Source organism: Natronohydrobacter thiooxidans (assembly GCF_001884735.1).
GTDB lineage: Bacteria > Pseudomonadota > Alphaproteobacteria > Rhodobacterales > Rhodobacteraceae > Roseinatronobacter > Roseinatronobacter thiooxidans_A.
The window spans coordinates 66,084-91,854 of record NZ_MJAP01000033.1 but is presented as its reverse complement, the minus strand read 5'-3'; the positions used below and the strand labels follow the sequence as shown (position 1 = coordinate 91,854).

General features: G+C 63.2%; 24 protein-coding genes and 1 tRNA gene. 11 read left to right on the top strand and 14 right to left on the bottom strand.

Annotated features, from left to right (window positions below):
• Positions 1 to 211 precede the first annotated feature (211 nt).
• From acpS to folK, 6 genes are all read right to left on the bottom strand, one after another.
• Positions 212 to 613 carry a holo-ACP synthase gene (gene acpS / locus BG457_RS14330; protein ID WP_071797880.1) on the bottom strand — a complete coding sequence of 134 codons (402 nt, stop codon included), beginning with the start codon at positions 611 to 613 and terminating at the stop codon, positions 212 to 214.
• A gap of 10 nt (positions 614 to 623) precedes the next feature.
• Positions 624 to 1,382 carry a pyridoxine 5'-phosphate synthase gene (locus tag BG457_RS14325; RefSeq protein WP_071797878.1) on the bottom strand — a complete coding sequence of 253 codons (759 nt, stop codon included), beginning with the start codon at positions 1,380 to 1,382 and terminating at the stop codon, positions 624 to 626.
• A gap of 72 nt (positions 1,383 to 1,454) precedes the next feature.
• A complete protein-coding gene (locus BG457_RS14320; protein WP_245771011.1) occupies positions 1,455 to 2,042 on the bottom strand; it encodes a DUF2062 domain-containing protein in 588 nt (195 codons plus the stop codon).
• An 89-nt stretch (positions 2,043 to 2,131) separates the two neighbouring features.
• Positions 2,132 to 4,249 carry a RelA/SpoT family protein gene (locus BG457_RS14315; protein WP_071797874.1) on the bottom strand — a complete coding sequence of 706 codons (2,118 nt, stop codon included), beginning with the start codon at positions 4,247 to 4,249 and terminating at the stop codon, positions 2,132 to 2,134.
• A 59-nt stretch (positions 4,250 to 4,308) separates the two neighbouring features.
• The gene (gene rpoZ, locus BG457_RS14310) at positions 4,309 to 4,668 is read right to left on the bottom strand and encodes a DNA-directed RNA polymerase subunit omega (protein WP_071797872.1); all 360 of its coding nucleotides are present in this window, start codon (positions 4,666 to 4,668) and stop codon (positions 4,309 to 4,311) included.
• Positions 4,669 to 4,699: 31 nt separating this feature from the next.
• Complete coding sequence (gene folK / locus BG457_RS14305; protein WP_084657651.1) at positions 4,700 to 5,392, bottom strand: 2-amino-4-hydroxy-6-hydroxymethyldihydropteridine diphosphokinase; 693 nt, start codon at positions 5,390 to 5,392, stop codon at positions 4,700 to 4,702.
• 72 nt (positions 5,393 to 5,464) lie between these two features.
• Between folK and BG457_RS14300 the strand changes: the two genes are divergently transcribed.
• Positions 5,465 to 6,040, top strand: a complete 576-nt coding sequence (locus BG457_RS14300) for a LabA-like NYN domain-containing protein (RefSeq protein ID WP_071797868.1) — start codon at positions 5,465 to 5,467, stop codon at positions 6,038 to 6,040.
• Between the two features lie 132 nt (positions 6,041 to 6,172).
• Here the strand turns inward: BG457_RS14300 and BG457_RS14295 are convergent.
• Positions 6,173 to 6,248 (bottom strand) — tRNA-Thr (locus BG457_RS14295).
• 177 nt (positions 6,249 to 6,425) lie between these two features.
• On the opposite strand from BG457_RS14295, the gene BG457_RS14290 reads away from it, so the two are divergent.
• On the top strand, positions 6,426 to 7,301 hold the full coding sequence (locus BG457_RS14290; RefSeq protein ID WP_071797867.1) for a hypothetical protein: 876 nt from the start codon (positions 6,426 to 6,428) through the stop codon (positions 7,299 to 7,301).
• Between the two features lie 66 nt (positions 7,302 to 7,367).
• Here the strand turns inward: BG457_RS14290 and BG457_RS14285 are convergent, their stop codons facing one another.
• Positions 7,368 to 7,625, bottom strand: coding sequence for a DUF2312 domain-containing protein (locus tag BG457_RS14285; RefSeq protein WP_071797865.1), 258 nt, complete (start codon positions 7,623 to 7,625; stop codon positions 7,368 to 7,370).
• A 139-nt stretch (positions 7,626 to 7,764) separates the two neighbouring features.
• Between BG457_RS14285 and BG457_RS14280 the strand changes: the two genes are divergently transcribed.
• Genes BG457_RS14280 through hpaR form a run of 5 tightly spaced genes read left to right on the top strand, consistent with a single transcriptional unit; the run spans position 7,765 to position 12,293 of the window.
• On the top strand, positions 7,765 to 8,712 hold the full coding sequence (locus BG457_RS14280; RefSeq protein ID WP_071797863.1) for a metal ABC transporter solute-binding protein, Zn/Mn family: 948 nt from the start codon (positions 7,765 to 7,767) through the stop codon (positions 8,710 to 8,712).
• A complete protein-coding gene (locus BG457_RS14275; RefSeq protein ID WP_071797861.1) occupies positions 8,709 to 9,455 on the top strand; it encodes a metal ABC transporter ATP-binding protein in 747 nt (248 codons plus the stop codon). The genes BG457_RS14280 and BG457_RS14275 overlap by 4 nt, the downstream gene beginning before the upstream one ends.
• A gap of 1 nt (position 9,456) precedes the next feature.
• Positions 9,457 to 10,581, top strand: a complete 1,125-nt coding sequence (locus BG457_RS14270; RefSeq protein ID WP_071797859.1) for a metal ABC transporter permease — start codon at positions 9,457 to 9,459, stop codon at positions 10,579 to 10,581.
• The gene (locus BG457_RS14265; protein WP_071797857.1) at positions 10,574 to 11,731 is read left to right on the top strand and encodes a metal ABC transporter permease; all 1,158 of its coding nucleotides are present in this window, start codon (positions 10,574 to 10,576) and stop codon (positions 11,729 to 11,731) included. Before BG457_RS14270 ends, BG457_RS14265 begins: the two co-directional genes overlap by 8 nt.
• Before the next feature lie 58 nt (positions 11,732 to 11,789).
• Positions 11,790 to 12,293 carry a homoprotocatechuate degradation operon regulator HpaR gene (gene hpaR, locus BG457_RS14260; RefSeq protein ID WP_071797855.1) on the top strand — a complete coding sequence of 168 codons (504 nt, stop codon included), beginning with the start codon at positions 11,790 to 11,792 and terminating at the stop codon, positions 12,291 to 12,293.
• A 97-nt stretch (positions 12,294 to 12,390) separates the two neighbouring features.
• On the opposite strand, the gene BG457_RS14255 is transcribed toward hpaR, so the two are convergent.
• The 3 genes from BG457_RS14255 to BG457_RS14245 all read right to left on the bottom strand — a co-directional run bounded on the left by BG457_RS14255 (position 12,391) and on the right by BG457_RS14245 (position 15,627).
• Complete coding sequence (locus tag BG457_RS14255; protein WP_071797854.1) at positions 12,391 to 13,602, bottom strand: beta-ketoacyl-[acyl-carrier-protein] synthase family protein; 1,212 nt, start codon at positions 13,600 to 13,602, stop codon at positions 12,391 to 12,393.
• Entirely contained in the window at positions 13,599 to 13,886 is a 288-nt protein-coding gene (locus tag BG457_RS14250) for an acyl carrier protein (RefSeq protein WP_245771009.1), read from the bottom strand. Before BG457_RS14250 ends, BG457_RS14255 begins: the two co-directional genes overlap by 4 nt.
• A gap of 136 nt (positions 13,887 to 14,022) precedes the next feature.
• The gene (locus BG457_RS14245; RefSeq protein ID WP_071797852.1) at positions 14,023 to 15,627 is read right to left on the bottom strand and encodes a L,D-transpeptidase family protein; all 1,605 of its coding nucleotides are present in this window, start codon (positions 15,625 to 15,627) and stop codon (positions 14,023 to 14,025) included.
• A gap of 392 nt (positions 15,628 to 16,019) precedes the next feature.
• Here BG457_RS14245 and mepK point away from each other — a divergent pair, with 392 nt between their 5' ends.
• From mepK to BG457_RS14225, 4 genes are all read left to right on the top strand, one after another.
• Positions 16,020 to 16,589: a peptidoglycan L,D-endopeptidase MepK gene (gene mepK, locus BG457_RS14240; RefSeq protein WP_071797850.1), complete on the top strand. Its 570-nt coding sequence runs from the start codon at positions 16,020 to 16,022 to the stop codon at positions 16,587 to 16,589.
• Between the two features lie 255 nt (positions 16,590 to 16,844).
• A complete protein-coding gene (locus BG457_RS14235; RefSeq protein ID WP_071797847.1) occupies positions 16,845 to 17,498 on the top strand; it encodes an ABC transporter ATP-binding protein in 654 nt (217 codons plus the stop codon).
• Positions 17,482 to 19,350 (top strand): KpsE/RkpR family capsule polysaccharide export protein, encoded by a 1,869-nt coding sequence (locus tag BG457_RS14230; RefSeq protein ID WP_071797846.1) that lies wholly within the window; start codon positions 17,482 to 17,484, stop codon positions 19,348 to 19,350. Before BG457_RS14235 ends, BG457_RS14230 begins: the two co-directional genes overlap by 17 nt.
• A 174-nt stretch (positions 19,351 to 19,524) precedes the next feature.
• Entirely contained in the window at positions 19,525 to 21,186 is a 1,662-nt protein-coding gene (locus BG457_RS14225) for an acyl-CoA dehydrogenase family protein (RefSeq protein WP_071797845.1), read from the top strand.
• 45 nt (positions 21,187 to 21,231) lie between these two features.
• Here BG457_RS14225 and mutL read toward each other — a convergent pair whose 3' ends face one another.
• Genes mutL through BG457_RS14210 form a run of 3 tightly spaced genes read right to left on the bottom strand, consistent with a single transcriptional unit; the run spans position 21,232 to position 25,741 of the window.
• Positions 21,232 to 23,064, bottom strand: coding sequence for a DNA mismatch repair endonuclease MutL (gene mutL / locus BG457_RS14220; protein ID WP_071797844.1), 1,833 nt, complete (start codon positions 23,062 to 23,064; stop codon positions 21,232 to 21,234).
• Positions 23,065 to 23,102: 38 nt separating this feature from the next.
• Positions 23,103 to 24,401, bottom strand: a complete 1,299-nt coding sequence (locus tag BG457_RS14215) for a M16 family metallopeptidase (protein ID WP_071797843.1) — start codon at positions 24,399 to 24,401, stop codon at positions 23,103 to 23,105.
• Complete coding sequence (locus tag BG457_RS14210) at positions 24,398 to 25,741, bottom strand: insulinase family protein (RefSeq protein ID WP_071798011.1); 1,344 nt, start codon at positions 25,739 to 25,741, stop codon at positions 24,398 to 24,400. Before BG457_RS14210 ends, BG457_RS14215 begins: the two co-directional genes overlap by 4 nt.
• Positions 25,742 to 25,771 lie beyond the last annotated feature (30 nt).

Below are 25,771 nucleotides of genomic sequence, written 5' to 3'. Positions count from 1 at the left end.
TTGTATCGGTTGTCTGTAGTTCCGTGGTGCACTCGAATCGCGGCATTTCGCAAGCATTTTATGGGATTTGACGCATGCGACAGAGACCTGATGTAAACTTGAGCGGCTATTCGTGAACAATTCATCGGAGTTGAGCAGAATTGATCACAGAGCCGAAAGAATGACTCCCGCAGGCACTCGGGAAACAGGCGAGAGAAAACTGATCACCGACTCAGGGCAGCTTGCGCGCCTCGATCACCACGAAAGCCTGCGCCCAGGGGGCATCATCGGTCAGGCTGACATGGATCACCGCCTCATGCCCTTCCGGCGTCAGCGCTGCAAGACGTTCCGCCGCCCAGCCCGAGACATGCATCACCGGCTGCCCGCCTTTCAGGTTGGTGACCCACATGTCGCGCCAGGATATGCCCATCGCCAGCCCTGTGCCCAGCGCCTTGGAGCACGCCTCTTTCGCGGCCCAGCGCTTGGCATAGGTCGCGACATCATCCCCCCGCCGCGCGGCGCGCGCGCGCTCTTCCTCGGTGAAGACGCGGGCGCGGAAGCGGTCGCCGAAACGCGCAAGCGTACCCGCGATCCGGTCGATATTGGCCAGATCCGTGCCGATGCCGATGATCATGCCCGCGCCCTCACATACGCGCGAGGTTCATCTGCCGGCGCATTTCCCGAATCGCGGCTTCCAGCCCGACGAAAATGGCCTCGCCCATCAGGAAATGGCCGATGTTCAACTCTACCACTTCGGGAATCGCCGCGATCGGGCCGACATTGACGAAGTTCAGCCCATGCCCGGCATGAACCTCCAGCCCGATATCCTGCGCGAGCGAGGCGGCGGCAAAAAGCCTGTGCAATTCAGCATCACGCGCCGCATCGTCCCCAGAGGCGCAATGCTCGCAATAGCTGCCCGTATGCAATTCGACCACCTGGGCGCCAACCTGCGCCGCGGCTTCGACCTGCGCCTCATCGGGCGCGATGAACAGCGAGACCCGCGCCCCCGCCGCGGCAAGCGGCGCAATAAAAGAGGTCAGCCGCGTGGCATCGCCCGCCACTTCCAGCCCGCCCTCGGTGGTGCGTTCCTCGCGGCGTTCGGGCACCAGACAGATCGCATGCGGACGATGCGCAAGAGCGATGGCCTGCATTTCGGCGGTTGCGGCCATCTCCAGATTGATTGGAATCTGCACGGCCTGCAGGATCGCGGGCAGATCGGCGTCGATGATATGGCGACGATCCTCGCGCAGATGCAATGTGATCCCGTCCGCGCCCGCCTGCTGCGCCAGAAGTGCCGCGCGGGCCGGGTCAGGGTCCACCCCGCCCCGCGCATTGCGCAACGTGGCCACATGGTCGATATTCACCCCCAGCCGAAGGGGCGCATCCGGTCTCGGCAGCGTCATGGTCGATCCTCATTCCTGATATGTCCGACAATACGGCAGTTGCACAGGAACTCAATAAGCCTGCCGCTGAAATTACTGGTTCTTTTCCCGCTGTTTGCGCGCAAGTTCAAAGCGTTCCTGCAGTTTCTTCAACCTGCGATTGCGATAGGCCCGGATCACCGGTAGCGACAGGAAATAGGCGGGCACTGCACAGATCACCCCGATGATCACCCCGCCCAGCATATAGGGTGCGAAGATCTCCCAGCCGAATCTGGCCAGCTTTTCCCAATGGAACGGCGCATCCGTGAAGACGGCGAGAAAATTCCGGCCGAATTCGCCCCAGATCTCGCCAAAGGCGCGGATCGCCTCGGGGGCCTTGGTCGAGCGCTCGCGCCCCAGAAGAAAGCTGCCCAGTTCGAGGGCGGACACCGCAATCACCGGAAAAGTGAAGGGATTGCCGAAGAACGTGGCCAGGAGCGAGGCAAGAATATTGCCGCGCAAGGCCCATGCCAGCGAGGCGGCGGCCACGAAATGCAGCCCGAAAAGCGGCGTGCAACTCACCGCAACCCCTGCCGCGATCCCCTTGGCGATCCGTTCCGGGCTGTCGGGCAGCCTGCGCAGACGGTGCATGACGTAGTTCGCAGACCGGCCCCACCCGCCACCGGGGATCACCAGGTTCACCAGCTTCTCGCGGAGATTCCTCGGAGATCGACGTTTGAAGACCAAACCCGCTCACTTCCTCTATTCGATGCCTGCCCCACAGGTGCAGGTCAGGGGCGCAGGGACGAATCCTGCGACCGCGCGACCTGTGCGACAGCGGTTTCTGCCTCCAACGCCGTCAAGACCTGATGCAGATGCGATATGCCCTGCAGATTCACCTCTAGCAACAATCGGTAAAAATCAGGCTTGCGGTCAATGAAGCGCAGGTCAGAGATATTGGCCTTATGCTCGCCAATCAAGCTGCAGACACGCCCAAGTACGCCAGCGTCATTGGAAATCGTCAGATCCAGTGTCACGCCATAGACTGCCGGATGACTGCCGTCGAGCCAGCGCAGGTCGATCCAGCGTTCGGGCTGGTCCTCGAAATCCGCCAGCGCCTCGCAATCCATGCAATGCGCGACAACGCCCTTGCCGCGATAGGTGATGCCGATGATCCGTTCACCCGGCAGCGGCTGGCAGCAGGGGGCGCGGCGGAAGGACTGATCCGCCTCCAGCCCGGCGACCGGGCGCGAGGCATCAACCTCGGGCTGGGACAGGCCGATTTCGGGATAAAGTGCCGTCACCACGCGGCGGGCACTGATCTCGGCCGCGCCCACGCGCGCGCGCAATTCACCGGCATCGGGGATGTTCAGAAGCTTGGCGGCGGTGGTCAGCGCCTTGGGGCTGAGATCGCGCCCGGCGGATTCAAACGCCAGACGCAGAAGCTCGTTGCCCAGACGGCTGAAGCGCTCGCGATCCTCGTCGCGCAGCGCGCGGCGGATGGCGGATTTCGCGCGCCCCGTCACCACGATATCGATCCAGCTTGATTGCGGGCGCTGGCCCTCGGCGGTGATGATCTCGACCGACTGGCCGTTGCGCAGCCGGGTCCAGAGCGGCACGCGCAACCCGTCCACCTTGGCCGAAACGCAGCTATCGCCGATCCTTGTATGGATGGCATAGGCGAAATCGAGCGGTGTCGCGCCGCGCGGGAGCTGGATCACATCGCCCTTGGGCGAGAAGCAGAAGACCTGATCCGAATACATCTCAAGCTTCACATGCTCAAGGAAGGCATCGTAATCGTCTTCCGAATCAAACCCTTCGGTCAGGGTGTTGATCCATTTTGCCGGGTCCACGGCAAAGGGGTTCTCCGAACGCTGGCCATCGCGGTAGGCCCAATGCGCGGCAACCCCGGCTTCGGCCACTTCATGCATCTCGCGCGTGCGGATCTGGATTTCCACGCGCTTGCCGTCGCGCCCCGAGACTGTGGTATGGATCGAGCGATAGCCGTTCGATTTGGGCTGGCTGATATAATCCTTGAACCGCCCCGGCACCGCGCGCCAGCGCGCATGCACGGCCCCCAGCACGCGGTAGCAATTGTCCGGCGTGTCGGTGATGATGCGGAAGCCATAGATATCGGACAGACGCGAGAAGGCCAGTTCCTTCTCCTGCATCTTGCGCCAGATCGAATAGGGTTTCTTCGCGCGCCCGTAGACATCGGCCTCTATGCCCGTGCGGTCGAGTTCGGCGCGGATATCGGCGCTGATTCGATGCACGACATCACCGGCCTCGCGTTGCAGCGTGATGAAGCGGCGCAGGATCGAGTTGCGCGCTTCGGGGTTGAGCACGCGGAAGGACAGGTCTTCCAGTTCCTCGCGCATCCATTGCATACCCATCCGACCCGCAAGGGGGGCGTAGATATCCATGGTCTCGCGCGCTTTCTGGGCCTGTTTCTCCATCCGCATCGAGCGGATGGTGCGCATGTTGTGCAGCCGGTCGGCGAGCTTTACCAAAATCACCCGCAGGTCGCGCGACATGGCGATCAGGAGCTTGCGGATATTCTCGGCCTGCTTGGCTTCGGAGGAGGAGAGCTGAAGATTGGTCAGCTTCGTGACACCATCGACCAGTTCGGCAATCTCTGCGCCAAACAGCCGCGCGACTTCGGAGAAGGTCGATTTCGTGTCCTCTATCGTGTCGTGCAGAAGGGCCGTGATGATGGTCGCATCATCCAGCCGCATTTCGGTGAGAAGCGCCGCGACCGCGACAGGATGCGTGAAATAGGGCTCGCCGGAATGGCGGAACTGCCCTTCATGCATGCGCGCGCCATAATCCCAGGCCTGCCGGATCAGGGCCTCGTCGCAGCGTGGATTGTAATTGCGCACAAGCGCGACCAGATCATCCTGCGAGATCACGCCTGTGGCCCTTTCTGCCCCTCACGCCTGCCGATCACGCCTGCCAAGGCAGGCGACGATCAGCCAGCCTGCCCCTGCGCCTCCATCAGAGCGCGCAGCATCTGGGCTTCATTCATCCCGTCCTGCTCGGGCTGATCGTTCTCGGCCCCGCCAAGCAGCAGCGCCATATCGTCATCCTCGGGCATGTCGACTTCGATCTGGGTCTGCAGGCTCTCGATCATGCGCTCGCGCAGTTGATCGGCAGCCTGGGTTTCCTCGGCAATCTCACGCAGGGCCACGACCGGGTTCTTGTCGTTGTCGCGGTCAACCGTGATTGGCGCACCCGCCGCAATCTCGCGGGCACGATGCGAGGCAATCGCCACCAGCTCAAAGCGGTTGGGCACCTTGTCGACGCAATCTTCCACCGTCACGCGGGCCATAAGCAAGCTCCATCTCGTCTGAAAATCCGGATCAAGCGCCGTCCTTACTGCGATGCGGCGCGCATGACAAGCCATCGCGCGGCAAAACCCCGTGAATTTCATGTGAAACCGGCGTAATCTGGTCCAGATCCGCGGCGGGAAGCCCGGCAAGCATCTGCGTAACGCTCTTGCCCAGCACCGGGTGACGCCAGTCCGGCGCGATATCGGCCAGTGGCACCAGCACAAAGGCCCGGTCCTGCAGGCGCGGATGGGGCAGGATCAGCGTCTCGGGCGTGTGGATGCGCTGCGCCTCGGCGGGCAGCGTGCGCCAGTGATTGTAGCGCTCCGGATCCGGCAACACCAGATCGCCCACGGCCAGCAGATCGATATCGATCACCCGCGGCGCCCAGCGCGCGCCTCTGGCGCGCCCGGCCTGCTCTTCGATCTGGTGCAGGCGCGCAAGTATCTCTGATGGTGGCAGGGCGCTGCGGCACGCGACCGCCGCATTCACGAAATCGGGACCGGAACCGGGTGGAAAAGCGGGCGTACGCCAATATCTGCTGATGGAAGCAAGTCCAAGATCCGCTGCGGAAATTTCGGCTATCGCCGCGTCGATCTGCGCAATGGGGCTATCCATTTGCCCTTTCAGGTTACCCCCTAACGCCAACAGCACGAGATTGCATTTCTCTTCATGCTGGTTATCTATCGTGCTATGTTGGGACGCAATGGTGTTTGATGGGCTCATTTTCATCCTGAGGCTTGGGGGTCCGGCTACTGCGTTTTCTCCCTGAACTCTACTTCTTACAAGGTCACCGAAATGTTCTATAAAGACGAACGGCTTGCGCTGTTTATAGATGGGGCGAACCTCTATGCTGCCGGCAAGGCACTGGGGTTCGATATCGACTACAAGCTCTTGCGGCAAGAATTCATGCGTCGCGGCAAGTTGCTGCGCGCCTTTTATTATACCGCGCTGCTTGAGAATGACGACTACTCCCCGATCCGCCCGCTGGTCGACTGGTTGCACTATAATGGTTACAATATGGTGACAAAGGCCGCGAAAGAATACACAGATTCCATGGGCCGCAGAAAAGTCAAAGGCAATATGGACATCGAACTGGCCGTGGATGCGATGGAACTCGCGCCGCGTCTGGATCATGCCGTGTTGTTCTCCGGCGACGGCGACTTCCGGCCGCTCGTTGAGAGCCTGCAGCGTCAGGGCGTGCGCGTCTCGGTGGTCTCGACCATCCGCAGCTCTCCGCCAATGATCGCGGATGACCTGCGTCGGCAGGCCGACAATTTCATCGAGCTGGATGAATTGCGCGACGTGATTGGCCGACCGCCTCGCGAACCCCGGTTCGAACGTGAGCCAAACGCGGAACTGACCGACCAGTAATTGCGGCTGTGACAGATGCTTGCGGAGGGGCTGCCCGAAAAGGCGGCCCCTTTGTCATATCACGGGACCGCATGAAAGGGACTGCGCCAAAGGATGTCGCCTGCAGGCCGGTAGTTCGGACACGTCGGGATCTGGTGCCGGCTGAGGGACTCGAACCCCCGACCTTCGGTTTACAAAACCACTGCTCTACCAACTGAGCTAAGCCGGCCTCTGGGGCCTCCATAAGGGTAATCGCGCTCCGGCTCAATATGTGAAAACGCCGGAAGACGTCGTGTTTGACGATTCACGACCCGTTAACATTCGTCATACTGTGGCCTTTATCATGTCCAAAGGCGGTCACATTCCAATGGCAAGTTTTCCGCACTAGCAGGAAGGCGCAAGCACCATGGAAATCGCATTGCATCTGGGCGCACATCTGACGGACGATTCGCAGTTGCGGGATTGTCTGATGGCGAATTCGGACATGCTTGCCGCGCAGGGGATACTGGTGCCGCGGGCGCGCGACTTTCAGTCTCTGCTGAACGACGCAGCGGATCATATCGCTTCGGGCCATGGCGCACCGAGAGCCTTCGAGCGGCTTCTGACCGCCACCGGGGCCGGGGCAGATACACGCAGGCTGGTGCTCTCGGCGCAACGCCTCTTGTCGCGGCTGCCCGATTGCCTTGATGAACGCCGCTTCTACCCCGGTGCCGCGCGGCGAATCGCGGCCTTGCGCAATATCTTCGCAGGTCATCAGGTCGAGATATTCCTTGCCGTGCGCAACCCCGCCTCTTTCGTTCCCGCTTATCTGAGCAATGGTCAGGTGCAGGCGCAGGGCGGACCCAGCCTGCAGATCGCGGGCACGGATCTGCGCTGGTCGGAACTGACCGAGGAATTCCGCCTGATCTGGCCAGAGGCGAAACTGACGCTCTGGTGCGACGAGGATACGCCCTTCATCTGGCACCGGGTGCTGCGGCTGGTCGCGGGCTACAGCCCCGAGCAGGAATTCGAGAACAGTTTCAACTGGTTTGACACTGTGCTTGTCGATGGCGCGTCGCAGAAACTGGCGGCCTATCTGGCGGCCTCTCCGCCGGTGGATGACGCGCACCGCCAGAAGGTGATTTCGGTCTTTCTCGACAAGTTCTGTGACGATCAGAAGCTGGATGTCGATGTCAGCGCGACGGGCTGGGACGAAGCCCATGTCGATCTGCTGACGGAGCTTTATGAAGAAGACACCGCGCGGATCGCGGCGATGGAGGGTGTGTCCCTGATCCAGCCCTGACGCTGATGCGGGCCGCCCGAAGCGCCATCCCGGCCCCTGTCCGGAGGCCGGGATGGCGAATTCCGCTTATTCCATGCCCAGAGCGGCCTTGTAGAGCTCAAGCACCGCTTCTTCCTCGGCAATCTCGTCGGGCTTGCGTTTGCGCATGGCGATGATCTTGCGCAGCACCTTGGTATCGTAGCCGCGCCCCTTGGCCTCGGCCATCACTTCCTTTTGCTGGTCGGTGATGTCTTTCTTCTCGGCTTCCAGATGCTCGTAACGCTCGATGAACTGGCGCAGTTCATCGGCGGTGACGTTATAGGCGTCCTGGGTGATATCGCTCATGCTCGGATCCTGTCCTGATTTGTCAGTTATGCGGTGGTGATGCCCAATCACGCGGGGCGCTGCAAGACTTGAAAGAGGAATTGACATGCGCCGTTTTTGAGAATAATTCTCATTTGCAATTCAACCACAGGAGATCCTCATGCGATATCTGGCCGCCCTCACGGCGCTTGCCCTGCCCTATCCCGCCCTCGCGACAGAGCCTTTGCGGGTGCTGTCCACAATCGGGATGCTGTCTGACATGGTGCAGGCGATTGGCGGGGAATGCGTGGCCGCCGAGGCGCTGATGGGGCCAGGCAGTGATCCGCATCTCTACACCCCGCGCGCGTCGGATATCGGTCGGCTCGATCAGGCGGATGTGATCCTCTATCTGGACCCCGCGCTGGAGGCGCAGATGACCCGCCCGCTGGAGGCGATGCGCGGGCGCAAGCCGGTTCTGGGGGTTCTGGCCGCGACCTATGCCCCCGAAGATCTGCTGGATGATGACGGCCAGCCCGATCCGCATGTCTGGATGGCGGCCGGTCTCTGGGCGCAGGCCATCCCGCAGGTATCGCAACTCCTGTCCAAGGCGCGACCGGATTGCGCGGAGGCCATGGCGCAGAATGCCGCCGAATATTCCGCCCAGCTGGAAGCGCTTGATGACTGGGCACGCCTCGCGATAGACTCGATCCCGGAAGAGACCCGGCTTCTGGTGACAGCGCATGATGCCTTCAACTATTTCTCGCGTGCCTATGAGATCGAGGCCTCGGAGGCCGTTGCCGGGATCAGCACGGATGCCGAACCCTCGATTGCTGATATCCGCGAGGTTGCGGCATTCGTCGTCGAACATGGCGTCCCGGCGGTATTCGTGGAAACCACGATCAACCCGCGCAGCATCGAGGCGCTGGTGGCCGAGGTCCGGGCGCAGGGGCATGAGGTGGTGATCGGGGGCGAGCTGTTTGCCGATGCCATGGGCGAGCCCGGCCAGTTGGGCGAGGATTATATCGGCATGATCTGGTCGAATATCGCCACGATCACGGCCGCGCTTGGCGGCACCCTGCCCCCGGTGCCCGAGGCACTGGCCGATTGGGCGGAACAGGCGTTGCGATGAGCGATCTGCACGAGCCGCAATTCGCGCTGCATGTCGAGGATCTGACGGTCACCTACGGGGCGGAACCCGCCCTGTGGGATATCGACATTGACGTGCCGCCGGGGGTAATGGCGGCCATTGTCGGACCGAATGGCTCGGGCAAATCGACGCTGATCAAGGCGGCTCTGGGGCTGGTGCCCCCTGTCGCGGGGCATATCCGCCTGTTCGGCCAGCCCATAACCCGCATGCGCAAGCGCATCGGCTATGTCCCGCAGCGCTCGACCGTGGATTGGGATTTCCCGACCGATGTGCTGGATGTGGTCACGATGGGGCTCTACGGGCAGCTGGGCTGGTTGCGCCGCCCCGGCGCGCGCGAGCGCGAGAAGGCGATGGAGGCGCTCCGTGCCGTCGGCATGCAGGATTACGCCCGCCGCCAGATCAGCCAGCTTTCAGGCGGCCAGCAACAGCGGGTGTTCATCGCCCGCGCGCTGGTGCAGGATGCCGATCTCTATTTCCTCGATGAACCCATGGCGGGCGTCGACCGCCCGACCGAGGATATCATCATCGCGCTGCTGAAATCCCTGCGCGACCGGGGCAAGACCCTGATCGTGGTGCATCATGACCTCTCGACGGTGGAGCAGTATTTCGACTGGCTGGTGATGCTAAACACAAGAATCGTGGCGCAAGGCCCGCTGCGCGCGACCTACACGCCCGAGAACCTGCGCCAGACCTATGGCCATAGTGCCGCACTGATCCGGGGCTGAGATGGGCGCAGTTCTTTCGAGCCAGATTGTGCAGACCGTTCTGCTGGGCGCGGCGCTTCTGGGGCTGATCAGCGGGGCGTTGGGCGCCTTTGCGCTGCTGCGCGGTCAGAGTCTCCTGGGCGATACGGTCAGCCATGCCGCCCTTCCGGGGATCGTGCTGGGCTTTCTGATTGCAGGCGGGCGCGATCTGGGCGCGATCCTGACCGGTGCCGCACTCTCGGGCGGGCTGGCGGCGCTGGCCGTGATCGCGATCACAAGGCAGACGCGGCTGAAACCCGATGCGGCGCTGGGTGTGGTGCTGGGGGTGAGTTTCGCCATCGGCATCGTGCTGCTCAGCCATGCGCAGGGGCAGTCGGGCGCAGCCAGTGCGGGCCTGTCTGCCTTTCTGTTCGGGCAGGCCGCCGCGACCCTGCGCAGTGATCTGTGGATCATGGGCGGGCTGGCACTGGCCGCGCTGAGCATCCTTGCGCTGGTCTGGAAAGAGGCGAAGCTCGTGAGTTTCGATCCCGATTTCGCGCAGGCGATCGGCCTGCCTGTCGGGGGCGTGCAGGCCCTGCTGACGGTGATGGTGGCGCTGGCCATCGTCGCCGGGTTGCAGATGGTGGGGGTGATCCTGATGGTGGCGCTGCTGATCGCGCCTGCAGCGGCGGCCCGGCAATGGGCGCGCTCGCTGGGGGCGATGGTGTTTCTGTCGATGGGATTTGCCGTCGCCTCGGGCGTGATCGGCGCGCTGATCAGCGCAGGCGCGCGGGGGCTGGCCACTGGGCCGGTGGTCGTGTTGGTGGCGACGGGTTTTGTCGCGCTCTCGATGCTGGCAGCACCGGGGCGCGGGCTGGTCTGGCAGGAACTTGCCCGGCGCAGGCGCGCGCGCAATCTGCGCTCGGATCAGGTGCTGGGCACGATCCATGCGCTGGCCCGTGCCCATGATGACCCGGATTACCCGGCCGAACAGGGGATGCTGCGTCTGGAACACCGGGCCGCGACCGATGCCGCGCTGTCGGATCTGACCGCGCGCGGATTGCTGCGCGAAACCACCCATGCGCCCGAAACCACGCCGCATTGGCAACTGACGCCCAAGGGCCGCGCCCGCGCCGAGGCATTGGAGAAAGGCGCAAAGGATGCTTGAGGCGTTTTTCACCTCAATCCCGGCGATGATCCTGACGACCGGGCTATTGGTGGGGCTGTCCGGCGCACTACTGGGCTGCTTTCTGATCCTGCGCGGTGCGGCGATGCTGACCGATGCGATCAGCCATGCGATTGTTCTGGGGATCATCACGGTCTGGATGCTGACCGGCCATCTGCATGGGCCGGTGCAACTGGCGGGGGCGGTTGTCACCGGGCTGATCACGGTGGCGCTGACCCAGCTTGTGCACCGCACCCGGCTGGTGCAGATGGATGCCGCCATCGGGCTCGTGTTTCCGGCCATGTTCGCGCTGGGGGTGCTGCTGATCAACCTCAATGCGCGCAACCTGCATCTGGATGTCGATGCGGTGCTTCTGGGTGAAATCGCCTTTGTCTGGATCGACACGATGCCGGTTCTGGGCCAGCCCGTGCCCGTGGCCACGCTGGCGCTGGCCGTGGTCTTCGCCATCAACCTGACTTTTGTGAGCCTGTTCTGGAAGGAACTGAAACTCGCGAGTTTTGACCCGGCACTGGCCACGGCGCTGGGGTTCGCGCCGGGGCTGATCTTCTATGCGCTGCTCGCGCTGACCTCGGTCACGGCGGTCGCGAGCTTCGAGGCGGTGGGGGCGATCCTGTTCATCGCCTTCGTGATCACGCCCCCCGCCACGGCCTTTCTGCTGACGCGCCGACTGGCGCCCATGGTGCTGATCGCCGCCGCCCTGTCGGCCCTGTCTTGCGTGACCGGCTATGCGCTTGCGCAGCATTGGGATGTCAATATCGGCGCCATGATGGCCGCCATGACCGGGGTTTTCTTCACCTTGGCGCTGGTTCTCAGCCCGCAGGACGGGCTGATCACACGCCGCCTGCGCGCCGGGCAGAACCAGCGCCGCATCGACAGCCTGACCCTGATCCTGCATCTGGCGGCGCATGAGGGCTCTGCCCATGCCGCGACCGAGAACAGCCGCGCGGCACTTGTGTCGCATCTGGGCTGGCCGGAAAAGCGCGCCCGCGCCGCGCTGCGCCGCGCGCTTGATGACGGGCTGATCCGGCGCAGCCTTGATGCGGGCGCGGATCAGCCCAGCCTGCACCTGACCGAGGCCGGTCGCGCCCGCGCGCAAAGCCAGATGCGGTTTTTTTCCGCAGATGCAAAATAGTTTTCATTTGAAAATACGCCGCAGGCTGGTAGAGTTCCAAAACTTTGGAAAGTGACCCATGGCGCCACAGCACAAGACATCGCTCAGAAAATTCGAGAAATCCCTGCCCATCGCGCTCTTGCGCTCGCGCGAGGCGACGACGCGGCTCTTCAAACCCTTTATCGACAGCCATGATCTGACCATGCCGCAATGGCGCGTGTTGCGCGCGCTGGCCGAGGCCGAGGCGCTGGATGCCAAGACCCTCGCCGAACGCTGCGTGATCCTGCCGCCATCGCTGACGCGCATCTTTCGCTGCCTGACCCAGCGCGGGCTGATTGCACAGGTCGATTGCAATGACGCACGCCGCCATATGGTGCGGCTTACCGATGCGGGCCGGGCGCTGTTCGAAGAGGTGGTCGAGGAATCCGAGCCCAGCTACCGCCGCCTTGCCGAAGCTTTCGGGGCCGAGCGCCTGGATATGCTGCTCGACCTGCTGAATGAATTGCGCGACACAGTGCAGCAGATGGACAATACCCCCATGGAAGACGCCCTGCCCCCGCTGCGACGCGCGGCGGGCCGCTGATCGGCAAGGCATTCTACCCGGATATACCGCAGCGCAGCCCGGCGCGCAGGATCCCGCCTCTGGCGACAGGGGCAGCGCGCCCCTTGCCAGCTCGGGATCAGGTATACCGCTTCAGGATCAGCACCGCGTTCAGCCCGCCAAAGGCAAAGGCATTCGACATCACCGCATCAACCCGCGCCTCGCGCGCGGTATTGGGCACCGGGTCGAGGGCAATCTCGGGGTCGGCTTCGGTGAAATTGACCGTGGGTGCGATGATCCCGTCGCGCAGCGCCATCACCCCCGCCAGCAATTCCACGGCGCTGGTGGCCCCGATCAGATGGCCATGCATGGATTTTGTCGAGGACACCGGCACCCGGTCCAGATGATCGCCCAGCACCGCGCGCAAGGCGCGCGCTTCAACCCGGTCATTCGCCGCCGTGCCGGTGCCATGCGCATTGACATAGCCGATATCTTGCGGCGCCAACCCGGCATCGGCAAGCGCTGCACGCATCGCGCGGACCGGGCCGTCCAGATCCGGCATGACGATATCGCCCGCATCCGAACTCATCCCGAAGCCTGCGACTTCGGCCAGTATCTCGGCGCCACGCGCGCGGGCATGGTCCAGTTCCTCGAACACGAAAACTGCTGCGCCCTCGCCCTGCACCATGCCGGAGCGATCCTTCGAGAACGGGCGGCAGGTGTCGCGCGACATGACGCGCAGCCCTTCCCAGGCCTTGATGCCACCGAAACAGAGCATCGCCTCTGACCCGCCGGTCAGCATGATATCCGCCACGCCGCCCCGGATCAGCTGCGCCGCCTGCCCCATCGCGTGATTGGCCGAGGCACAGGCGGTCGAAACGGTGAAACTCGGCCCCTTCAGCCCGAATTCCATCGCCAGATGCGAGGTCGCGGCATTATGCATCAGCCGCGGCACCACGAAAGGGTGAACGCGGTTCTTGCCCTCTTCATAGACCGTGCGGTAATTGTCATCGACCGTGGTATTCCCGCCCCCGGCCGTGCCAAGGATAACGCCCGCGCGCAGCGCCGCATCGGCAGACAGATCCAACCCCGCCTGCCCCATCGCCTGCCGCGCAGAGACCAGCGCGAACTGGCTGAACCGGTCCAACAGGGTGAGTGTATTGCGGGCGAAATGCGCTTCAGGGTCGAAACCGCGCACTTCCGCGCCGATCTGGACCGAAAGTCGCTCGACATCGCGGCAGGTCAGCGGCCCGATGGCGCAGTGACCGGCCTGCATGGCGGCGAAACTCGCAGACACGTCCTCGCCGAGCGGGTTGAGCGTGCCCGCCCCCGTGATGACAACGCGCCTCATGCCGCCCGGCGTGCCACCAGCTTTTCCACTTCGGCGATGATCGCGCCGACCGACGAAATATCAAAGCCCGGCTGATCCGGCGTATTGGCATTGAACGGCACGGTGATCCCGAAGGCTTCTTCGATCCCGAAAATGCACTCGACCACCCCAAGGCTGTCGATGCCCAGTTCAGCGAGTTGAGAGTCCTGCGTGATATCCTCGGGCTCCAGCATCGCCTGTTCTGCAATAATCGCGATCACGCGTTCGGCAACCACATCCATCTCTTGCCTGATATCGAGTCCCATGGGAGGCGCTCCTGTATGTATTGACCCCATCCCTTTTCTCCGCTGGAACTGTAACAGTTTCGTAACAGCGGGCAACTCAAAATCTCGCGTGTGCGGCAAAAGAGGACACCATGCCTGTGGTGCCCCCGCCGTTTTTTCAGATTCGCAGATCGTCCCGCACCGCCCCGGCCCGGCGCAGCGCCTCGAAGATTTTCGCGTCGCGGCCATACATGTCGTTGCGGAAATTCAGCTCGCCGCGCACATTGGTAAAGGCCGTGCGATAGACCAGATGCACAGGGACGGGCTCGTCCAGATAGACGCGGGTCTGCTGCCCGGTGTTCAGGGTGCGGTGATACAGGCCCTGCGGGTCATCGGTCTGACGCGACAGTAACTCATAGGCAAAATCGCGCGGATCGTTCAGCCGGATGCAGCCTGAGGAATGGGTGCGCACGGTGGTGCGGAACAGGTGCCGCTCGGGCGTGTCATGCAGATAGATCGCATATGGATTGGGGAACATGAATTTCACTTCGCCCAGCGCGTTGCTCGGCCCGGGGGGCTGGCGCACGTTGAAGGGAAAATTCGCCGGGGTGTAGCGCGCAAAATTGATCGCTTCGCGCGGCACGACACGACCGCGCGCATCGACGACCTGCAAATGCCGCGCGCCCCCTGAGGCCAGCGCCCCCCAATAGGAACGGGCCAGAATCGAGCGCGGCAGCGTCCAGTCGGGATTGATCTCCAGATAGCGCATCATGTCGGAGAATTCCGGCGTCTGGCGATCATCCGCCTGCGCACCGACCACCGAGACCGTTTCAAAAGTCACCTGATCGTTATCAATGATCTTCGAGGTGAAATCCGTGAGATTCACCCAGATATGCCGTTCGCCACGCGGGATATTCAGCCAGCGCTCGCGCTCCATCGCGACGATCACCGATTTCAGCCGCTCTTCGGGGGGCACATTCAGCGCGCGGATCGTGGCGCCTCCGGCGATCCCATCCGCATCTATCCCGTGATTGATCTGGAAGTTCATCACTGCCATTTGCAGGGCCGAATCATAACTTGCCGCAGCGGAGCGCTCCAGATAGCCCATCGCAATCAGACGGTTGCGCAGCGCGACGACCTCTGCGCCCGAGGTGCCGGGGGCGAAGCGGGCTTCAGGGACGCGCGCGCCCCAGCCGCCCTGCGCGATCACTTCCTCCAGCGCCTTGCGCGCGCGCAGGAGCCTGCCATATTCCGGCGCGACCGGGATCAGGTTACGCAGCACCGAGGTCGCGGGCGACTGGTGCAGCTTATGCAACAATTCCTCCGGGTCCGGGCGCGGCAGGGCACGCACGATACTGCGGTCAATCGTGCGCGGATCCAGCACGCCGCTGGTGATATCGCGGGCATATTGCAGGAAAACCTTGGTCACTTTCGCTTCAAGCAGCGCGCGGTCGCGCTCGCTTTCGACCTGCTCGAAAGCCGCAATCAGGCCCGGCAGGTCATAGCGCCCTGCTGGCAGACCGTGCTCCGGGGCCCGTGACAGCGCGCTCAGCAGCGCCTCGCGCCGCGCGGCACTGTCCGCGCCGGTCCAGAGCGGCGCATAGTCCGTGTCGCGATAGAAGGCGGAGACCTTGCTGTTCTCGGAAACCTGCTCGGCCAGCGCCTGCCGGAAGGCCGGAAACTGCTGGGCCTCGACAGGACCGGCAAATCCAAGCGTCACTATGAGCGCAAGCGCCGGTGCCAGCCCTGCCCCGCCGCGCGGCTTTCCAGAAAAATTCAGCATTTCACATCCCTTAATGCACAGACTGCAATCTAGGCAGATTATCGCTCAAGGCGTCCATTCACAAGCGCGCGAGGGGAAACAGCGGGTTTCGGGACGTGACGTTCAGCTTTCGTGAAGGAATTTATCCTATCCCGGAACCTATGGCATATCGACACGTTCATGACTCTGGCCTGCCGCACGGCATGCACCCGGCGGAAAACCGGCAAAAATCCGCTCAAAACAGGGTGCTGGAGGCACTGTTGCCCGGAAACCACTTGGGCAAGCCGGGTTTTTATGGCACCAAGCTCGCGCGAGGCAGAGACTGCCAAGGAAGAGGGACCGTGCCAAAGATCCGCCAAGACGGCATCGCCGCAAGGACGGGCACGATACAGGGACAAAGGACCAGCCGTTTCATGCTTGATGCAGCGACGACTTCCATGACGCGCCGTGCGATCCTCGGGGCGTTCGCGGCGACAGCCATCAGCGCAGCACCATTTTTCCCCGGCGTGACAGCCTATGCGCGTGGCGCGGGCGATATCCGCCGGATCCGCTTCTACTCCGGGCGAACCGGCGAGAACGTCAATATCATCTACTGGATCGACGGGCAGTACATTCCTGAATCCATGGGCGAAATCAATCACTTCTTCCGGGATTGGCGCAACAATCAGGTCCATAACATCGACGTGCGCACCATCGATTTTCTGGCCGCGGCGCATAACATCCTGCGGGTCAGCGAACCCTATATGCTTCTGTCGGGCTACCGCTCGCCTGCCACCAATGCCATGCTGCGCGCCCGCTCGAACAATGTCGCACAGGATTCGTTGCATCTGCGCGGACAGGCGGCGGATGTGCGCCTGAATTCGCGATCGGTCAATCAGATCGCCCAGGCCGCCATCTCCTGCAATGCCGGGGGCGTCGGGCGCTATTCGGGTTCGAATTTCGTGCATTTCGATTGCGGCGCAAACCGGTCCTGGGGGCGGTAACGCATCTGGCATGCCTTGGCCGGACGCGGCCCGAACACGGCAACATGCCCCTTCAAGCCCATGATGCACCTGTCTTTTTCCGAACAGGCTTCACACCCACTTTACCTGTGCAATGCCAGGATTGCCCGGACCCCTGTTCGGGGCGTATAGTCCGGGGTGACGGGGCCTGCGCACGGATGGTCTGGCGCGGGCTTTCCGGCTATTATCGGTATTTTGCCATTTGCTCTGGCAAACTGGCCCGCAAGGCGTGCAGGCATGTTGGAATTTGATAATGTCAGCAAGTCCTTCTGGACAGGAAGACAGCGCAAGATCATCCTTGATAAGGCGAGTTTCACCGTCCGTCGCGGCATGAATCTGGGGATTCTTGCAAAGAACGGCACCGGCAAGACCACTGTCATCAACATGATGGCCGGTCTGGAAAAGCCCGATGAAGGGCGCATCCATCGCCGCTGCAGCGTCTCTTTCCCGCTTGGCTTCATGGGGGGGCTGGATAACAAGCAGTCGGGCACCGAGAATGTGCGCTATATTGCATCGCTCTACAGTCTGGACCCGGATGAGGTTGAAGCCTTCTGCCGCTGGCTGTGCGATATCGGCGAATATTTCAGCATGCCTATTGGCACCTATAGTCAGGGGATGCGCGCGCGCCTGTCGCTGGCGCTGATGCTGGCCATGAATTTCGACCTCTATCTTGTCGATGAAGGCATGCCCTCGACCACCGATGTGGCGTTCAATCGGCGGGCGGGCGCGGTGATGCGCGAGAGATTTGAATACTCGACGCTGGTGATCGTGTCACATCAGATGGAAATTCTGCAAAAATTCTGCAATTCTGCTGCTGTCCTCTGCGACGGGAAGCTTTTTTTCTTCGACACGCTCGAAGAAGCCAAGGAACTCTATGACTACACAAGTTAAATCCAAGCGTTTCCGTCTGCGCCGCACCGCTTCGGCGCAAGACAGTGTTATCCCCCCTGCACAGGGGGCATCGCAGGTCTTGCCGCCGCGCAGCACGCCTTTCATGGCCCCAGCGCAGGTCTACGAGGCGGAGCTTGCAGATGAGGACAGCCCTGCCCCGCCCGCAGCGCCGGAACCCCCGCGCGCATCGGATGCGCCGGTGCAGATCCGCAAGGAATCGCGTAACGCGCCCAAGGAACGCACGCGCGAGTCGGACCCCGAGCAGGCCGATGCCGCTCCGCCGGAACAGCCCGAGAAAGCCCCGCAGGAGAAGACCGCCGAGACTTCCGGCCCGGCTGCGGAAGCGGCGGGGCAGGATCAGGCCGCGAATACCGATCTCGAAGGCAAGCCCGAGGTGCTGGACACGATCGAATCCGTCCGCGCCGAGGGGTTGACCGGGCGGCAATTGCGTATGGCGATGCGTGTGGCGCAGAAGCACGGGCTGCGCCCGACCTCCTCCCATGACGCAGTGCTGATGCTGCGCGAACGCGGCATTGATCCTTTCACCCGTGGCAAGATCCTCGATCTGGTCAGCACCGACCAACCCGAACAGAGCCGCGCGCTGACCACCCGGCCGGAGACAAGCCCGGCAACGCAGGAGGATGCCTCTGACCCTGTGTCAGTCGCCAAGGACCGTATGGCGCGACTGGCGGCGGATCGCGAAAAGGAATTGCGCAAGGTTCAGCGCGACATCGCCCGGCGCCGCCGCAAGCGGCTGTTGCATCTGGGCGCGCGCCTGCTCGTGTTCGTGACCCTGCCCACATTCATTGCGACATGGTATTTCTACGTCATGGCGACGCCGATGTATGCCACCGAAAGCCAGTTCGTGATCCAGCAGGCCGATGGCGGCGCACCGGGGGATCTGGCCGGCATGCTGCCTTCGGCGGCGGGCATGGGGCTTGGGGGGCAGAATGAAGCCGCCTCGGTGCAGAGCTATCTGCAATCGCGCGCGGCGATGCAGCGGCTGAACAACGAGGAAGGGTTCAAGGATCATTTCATCGACGACCGTATCGACCTGTTGCGCAGGCTTCCGGCGGATGCGACCGACGAGGCCGCTTTCCGCCTGTTCAAGCGCCATGTGCTGATCGGCTATGACCCGACCGAAGGTGTGGTCCGGCTGGAAGTGATCGCCGCCACGCCCGAGGACAGTGAGCGGTTTTCGCGCGCGCTGATCCGCTTTGCCGAAGAGCATGTCGATATGATGACCCAGCGCCTGCGCGACAGCCAGATGAATGAGGCGCGCCAAAGCCTGGAAGACGCGCAGCAAAAGCTGATCGAGGCGCGGCTTGCGGTGGTCGATCTGCAAGAGCGCTCTGCGGTCATGTCGGGCGAGGTGGAATTGTCGCTTCTGTCGCAGCAGATCGGCGCGCTGGAGGCGGAACTGACCCAGACCCGGCTGAGCCTGCAGGAAATGCGCTCGAATCCCCGGCCAAACCCCGCCCGGCTGCAACCGCTGGAGCGACGCGAAGAAGCGCTGCGCGCGCAGATCGAGGCCTTGCGCGGCTCGATGACGCGCGATTCGAATGACGGTGCGTCGCTCGCGCGGACGCAAAGCCAGTTGATCATGGCCGAAGCCGAGGTCCAGACGCGCGAGATGATGCGCGCGCAGGCGATGCAGCAACTGGAATCCGCGCGGATCGAGGTCAGTCGGCAGGTGCGCTATCTGGCGCTTTCAGTCGAACCCGTCGCCCCGGATGAGCCGACCTATCCGCGCAAGCTGGAAAACTCGGCACTGGCTTTCCTGATCTTCCTCGGGATCTATCTGTTTGTCTCGATGACCGGATCGGTGCTGCGCGAGCAAGTCACGGGCTGAGCGCCATCGGGACGGGGCGCATGGCTTCGGCAAGCGCCCGGAATTGGCGCTTGCCCTGCGACATAAATGCAAAGAATGTAAAACCTGCGCGTATTTTTGTTGCGCAGCCGATCTTGGGGGCCTATGTAATGCTGCAATTGCATAATACCCGGATGACAAGGATCGGAGTGACCCATGCCGCATGATGGACAAGCCCTGCCCGCGCCCGTGATCGCAGACCTGCTGAGCGTGACCCGCGCCGCCCTTCCCCCGGCAGAGCATGTGCTGGAGCAGGCGCTTGTGGCAATGCGCGCCCGCGTCGCCCCCGGCGGCAAGGTCGATGCGACGCTGCTGGAGACCGATCAATATGCGACACATGGGCTGGCTTGGCTTGCCACCTATGTCGAAAGCCTGCGCCAGATGCAGGGCTGGGCCGAGCGTCTGCAGGATGAAGGCCGCTTTGGCGAGATGGAACAACTGATCCTGCAAATCGGCTTTGGCGAATATCTGAACCAGATCGCGGGCGGCATCCCGATGAATCAGGGCGAGGTTGCGCGCCTGTCGGATCTGGGCGTGACAGGTGATCTCGACAGCGGCGCCTGCGGCCAGTTGCGCCGCGAGGGCAATACGGATGCCGCCCGCATGGCGCTGGTGGCGCTGATGCGCTCGAACCATGGCCGCGCGACCTTTGGCGCGACAGGGCTGGACGAAGAGCTGGAAATGATCCGCGACCAGTTCCGCCGCTATGCCGATGAACAGGTCGTGCCCCATGCGCATGACTGGCATCTGAAGGATGAGCTGATCCCGATGGAGGTGATCGGGCAATTATCCGACATGGGGATCTTCGGCCTGACAATCCCGGAAGAATATGGCGGGCTGGGCATGCCCAAAGCCGCGATGGTGGTGGTCTCGGAAGAGCTTTCGCGCGGCTATATCGGGGTGGGCAGCCTTGGCACGCGCTCGGAAATCGCGGCGGAACTGATCCTCTGCGGCGGCACTCAGGAGCAGAAGGAACAGTGGCTGCCGAAACTCGCCTCGGGGGAGATTCTGCCGACGGCGGTGTTTACCGAGCCCAATACCGGCTCTGATCTGGGCAGCCTGCGCACCCGCGCGGTCAAAGAGGGCGATGACTGGGTGATCAACGGCAACAAGACCTGGATCACCCATGCCGCCCGCACCCATGTCATGACGGTTCTGGCACGCACCATCCCCGACACCAAGGATTATCGCGGGCTGTCGATGTTTCTGGCGGAAAAGACGCCCGGCACGGATGAGACCCCCTTTGTCGATCAAGGGCTTTCGGGCGGCGAGATCGAGGTTCTGGGCTATCGCGGCATGAAGGAATACACGGTCAATTTCGACGATTTCAAGGTCAAGGGCGAGAATCTGCTTGGCGGCGTCGAGGGTCAGGGCTTCAAGCAATTGATGCAGACTTTCGAGTCCGCGCGCATCCAGACCGCGGCCCGCGCGATCGGGGTTGCGCAGAATGCGCTGGAAGTGGGGATGCAATATGCCGAGGATCGCAAGCAATTCGCCAAATCGCTGATCGAGTTTCCGCGCGTGGCGGCGAAACTGGCGATGATGGCAGTCGAGATCATGATCGCGCGGCAACTGACCTATTTCAGCGCCCGCGAAAAAGACGCCGACCGGCGCTGCGATCTGGAAGCGGGCATGGCGAAACTCTTGGGCGCGCGTGTGGCCTGGGCCTGTGCGGATAATGCGCTGCAGATCCATGGCGGCAACGGCTTCGCGCTGGAATATCAGATCAGCCGCATCCTCTGCGATGCGCGTATCCTGAATATTTTCGAGGGCGCGGGCGAAATTCAGGCGCAGGTCATCGCGCGCCGCCTGCTGTGACATTCCCGCCTGTGCGCGCGCGCCCCGCGCGCACAGGCCGCGCGCCTATCTGCGCCCGAATAGCTTCTCGATATCCGCCAGCGACAGCGTGACCGAGGTGGGCCGCCCATGGTTGCACTGGCCCGAAAGCGGCGTGGCTTCCATCTCGCGCAACAGCGCATTCATTTCCTCGACCCGCATCTGGCGCCCCGAGCGCACCGAGCCATGACAGGCCATGCGCGAGAGCACCGCGTCAATCCGCGCCTCCAGCCCCTGAGAATGGCCCAGATCGGTCAGTTCATCCAGGATATCGCGGATCAGCCCGCGCGCATCGACCTGCCCCAGAATGGCAGGCGTCTCGCGCACCATGATGCTGCTGCCGCCAAAGCCCTCGATCACCAGACCAAGCTGCGCCAGATCCGGGGCCAGAGCGAGCATCTGCGCCGCTTCCAGACTGGACAATTCGATGATTTCCGGGATCAGCAGCGCCTGCGCGGCAACCCCGCGCTCTGCGCGCTGGTGCTTGAGGCGCTCATAGACCAGCCGTTCATGCGCGGCATGGGCATCGACAATCACCATCCCGTCGCGCGTCTGGGCGATGATGTAGTTTTCATGCAGTTGCGCGCGCGCAGCCCCCAGCGGGGCGTCAAGGCTGTCATTAACTTCAGGCACCGGGCGGGCCGAAACCGTCTCTGGCGCGGACCAGAGCGCGGGCGCTTCCTGCAGCGCCTGCGGGGCCTGAAGCTGATGGGCGCGGCCCAGAGCATGGCTTGAAGGGCGGTCCACCTGATAGCTCCGGCCGGGCTGTTGCTGCGGCTGCATCGCACCCAGCATTGCCCCCGCAACGGTGCTCGACGCGCGGTGCCCGGCCCCGGCCAGCGCATGGCGCAAGCCACTCACGATCAGCCCGCGGGCAAGCCCCGGATCGCGGAACCGCACTTCGGATTTCGCCGGATGCACATTCACATCCACCAGTTCCGGCGCGCAAGTCAGGAAAAGGGCCACAACCGGGTGCCGGTCGCGCGAGAGCACATCGGCATAGGCCGCCCGCAGCGCGCCCAGCAGCATCTTGTCGCGCACCGGGCGGCCATTGACGAAGAGATATTGCGCAACCGCCGCGCCGCGCGAATAGGTCGGCAGCGCGGCAAAACCCGTCAGATGCAGCCCTTCGCGTTCCGCGTCGATGCGGAGCGCATTGTCGGTGAAATCTCGCCCGATCACGCTGGCCATGCGCTCTTCCAGCGCGTCAAACAGCGCGCCTTGCGCGGCGTCGGCGCGGAAGATCTCGCGCGGCGCATCGGCAGAGACATCGCTGAGGGTGAAGCTGACATAGGGTTCGGCCAGCGCCAGCCGCTTGACCACATCGGCAATCGCCTGCGCTTCGGCCCGGTCGGAGCGCATGAATTTCAGCCGCGCGGGCGTGGCATAGAAGAGATCGCGCAGCGTGACTGTCGTGCCGTAGCGTGCGGCCTCCGGGCGCACGGTGCCCATGCGCCCGCCTTCGACCGAGATGCTTGCGCCCTCCTCGCCCGCCGTGCGGCTGGTGATGCTCAGCCGTCCCACCGCCCCCAGCGAGGGCAGCGCTTCGCCGCGAAACCCGAAGGAATGGATATTCAGCAGATCCGACCCGTCGATTTTCGAGGTGGCATGGCGCGAAAGCGCCAAAGGCAGGTCCGCGCCGCGCATCCCATGGCCATCATCGCTGACGCGGATCAGGGTCTTGCCGCCATCGGCATAGGAAATCCCGATGCGCTGCGCGCCTGCGTCGAGCGCATTCTCGACCAGTTCCTTGACCGCAGAGGCCGGGCGCTCAACCACTTCGCCCGCGGCAATGCGGTTGACGGCAGCTTCGTCGAGCTGGCGGATTTCAGGGCGTATGTTGCGGTCAGGAGCATTCATCCTACAGGATGTAGCATGAATACCCTTGCCCTGCCAAGCTAGTTCAGCCCTACCGGCTGGCCCACGACGACGAAAAACAGCGCTTCGGGGTCATAGAGGCGCGCGGCCATCGCGTTGACTTCTTCGAGCGTCAAGGCGCGGATCAGGTCATTGCGGATATTGACGTAATCCTGATCAAACCCCTGATATTGCATCGAGGCCATGATCGAGGCGATGGAAGCATTGCCATCAAAGCGCAGCGGATAGGCCCCGGTCAAATAGGTCTGGATGCGTTCCAATTCTTCTGCGCTGATCCCGTCACGGGCCATACGCGCCCATTCCTCGCGCAGGAGTTCTATCACTATCTCAACATTGGCATTGTCGGTGGACAGACGCCCCTGATAGCTTTCGCCCAAAGCACCGGCGGATAAAAACGCGCCGATACCGTAGGTAAGCCCGCGCTCTTCGCGTAAAGCGCGCATCAGCCGTGTGCCGAAGCGCCCGCCGCCGAATACTTCATTTACAACATAAGCCGTCAGAAAGTCGGGATCGTCCCGCGCGATCCCGTCATGGCCGAACGCCACCACCGATTGCGGCCCGTCAAAGGGAATGACCTCCAGCCCCGGCCCGGCCAGAAACGCGGCGCGTTCGGGGATCGGGGCGCCGGTTTCCGGGATGCCCTCGAACAGCCGGTCCAGCAGGGCGGCCAGTTCCTCTGCCCCGATATCGCCCGCCGCGCCGATAAACACCCGGTCGCGCGCTATCGCGCCCTGATGGGCGCTGACAAGCGCCTGCCGGTCCAGCGCGGCCACCGTCTCGGGCGTGCCATTGGTTTCGCGCCCGTAAGGATGTGCACCAAAGGCCGCGCGGGCAAAGCCGCGCGAGGCCAGTGTGTTGGGGTCCAGGTTTTCCCGGCGCAGATTAGCCAGAACCTGCCCGCGCACCCGCGCGATGGCCTGCTCGTCAAAGCGTGGTTCGGTCAGGGCAAGGCGCAGATGGTCGATCACGGCTTCCGCATCCTCGGTCAGAAAGCGCGCGGACACCGAAACCGAATCGCGCCCGGAACTGAAGCTGATCCGCGCGGCCAGTTCTTCGGTGCGCGCGGCAAAAGCCTGCGCGTCCAGATCGCCCGCGCCTTCTTCCAGAAGCGCCGTCATCAGATTCACCGCCCCCGCCTGATCGTCGCTTTCAATCGTGGCGCCACCGGCAAAGATCAGTTCCAGCGTGACGAAAGGGATAGAGCGTTCCTCGACCAGCCATGCCTGCAGGCCGGATTCGGAAGTGACCGGGGTGATATCGACCTCTGCGCGCAGCGGAAAAGCGACGACAAGGAAAAGCGCGATCAGGCGTTTCATCAGTTCACCTCGGATGTCTGCGGACGGGTCAGATGGCCGGTGACAGAGGCCCGGCGGTCGAGCAACTCGCGCCCGGCGGCGATGACATCTTCCGGCGTGACGGCTTCCAGCGCCGCGATCCAGCCATCGATATCCGCGACCGTCAGCCCGATGCTCAGGCCGGTGCCATATTGGCGCGCGCGCGATTGCGTATCATCCAGCCCGTAGATTTCCGAGGCCCGGATCTGGCGACGCACGCGCTCGAACTGCTCCAGATCGACGCCGTTTTCCAGAAACCCGGCAACAACGCGGTCCATTGCGGCCTCGGCCTCATCCAGCGAAACGCCCTCGACCGGGACAATGCCCAGCATGAACATGCCATAATCGCGCATCATGCCCGAGTAACTGGCCCAGGCCGACAGCGCGATACCTTCCTCGAAATTCAACTGCCGTTCCAGAACCGAGGTCGTGGCCGACCCGCCCAGCAGCGCCGCAAGCATCTGTAGCGCGGCCGCTTCCGACTGGTCGCCGCTGCGACGTGGCGGCACCAGATAGATGCGGTTGACATAGGGGTTGCCCACGCGCGCATCTTCCATCAGCACCCTGCGTTCAGCCAGATGGGGCGGCTCTGACGGGCGGATCACCGGCGCAATCGCGGGATTGGCGGGGATCGCGCCGTAATGGGTCTCGGCCATCGCCAGCGCCTCTGCCGTATCCACATCCCCGGCAACGACAAGGATCGCGTTGTTGGGCCCGTAATGGGCGGCATAGAATTCCATCGCCATATCGCCGGTCAGCCGCGCCATATCGTGCCGCCAGCCGATGATCGGCACGCCGTAAGGGTGGGATTTGAACAGCGCGGCCAGAAGCGCCTCGTTGAATTGCGCACCGACGCGGCTTTCCAGCACCTGACTGCGTTCTTCCAAAATCACATCGCGCTCGGGGCGCCATTCGGCCTCGGTGAAAGACAGGTTCTGCATGCGGTCGGCTTCCATTTCCATCATCAGCGCCAGCCGGTCAGAGGCGACGCGCTGGAAATAGCCCGTGTAATCCCAGGAGGTGAAGGCATTGTCGCGCCCGCCATTGGCCTCGACCACAGCGGAAAATTCGCCCGGGGCCTGTGTATCGGTGCCCTTGAACATCAGATGTTCAAGGAAATGTGCGATGCCCGATTGCAGCGGCGGCTCATCTGCCGCGCCGACCGGATACCAGACCATATGCACAACGACCGGGGCGCGGCGATCCTCGATGACAACGACTTCCAGCCCGTTTTCAAGCGTGGCATGGGTGACGGGGCTGGCCTTGGCAGCGGCGAGGCTGCCGATAACAAGCAATCCCGCAACGAACAGGCTGCGCGCAAACATCTTCATCCTCCAAAGAGAGTTTCCCGGCAA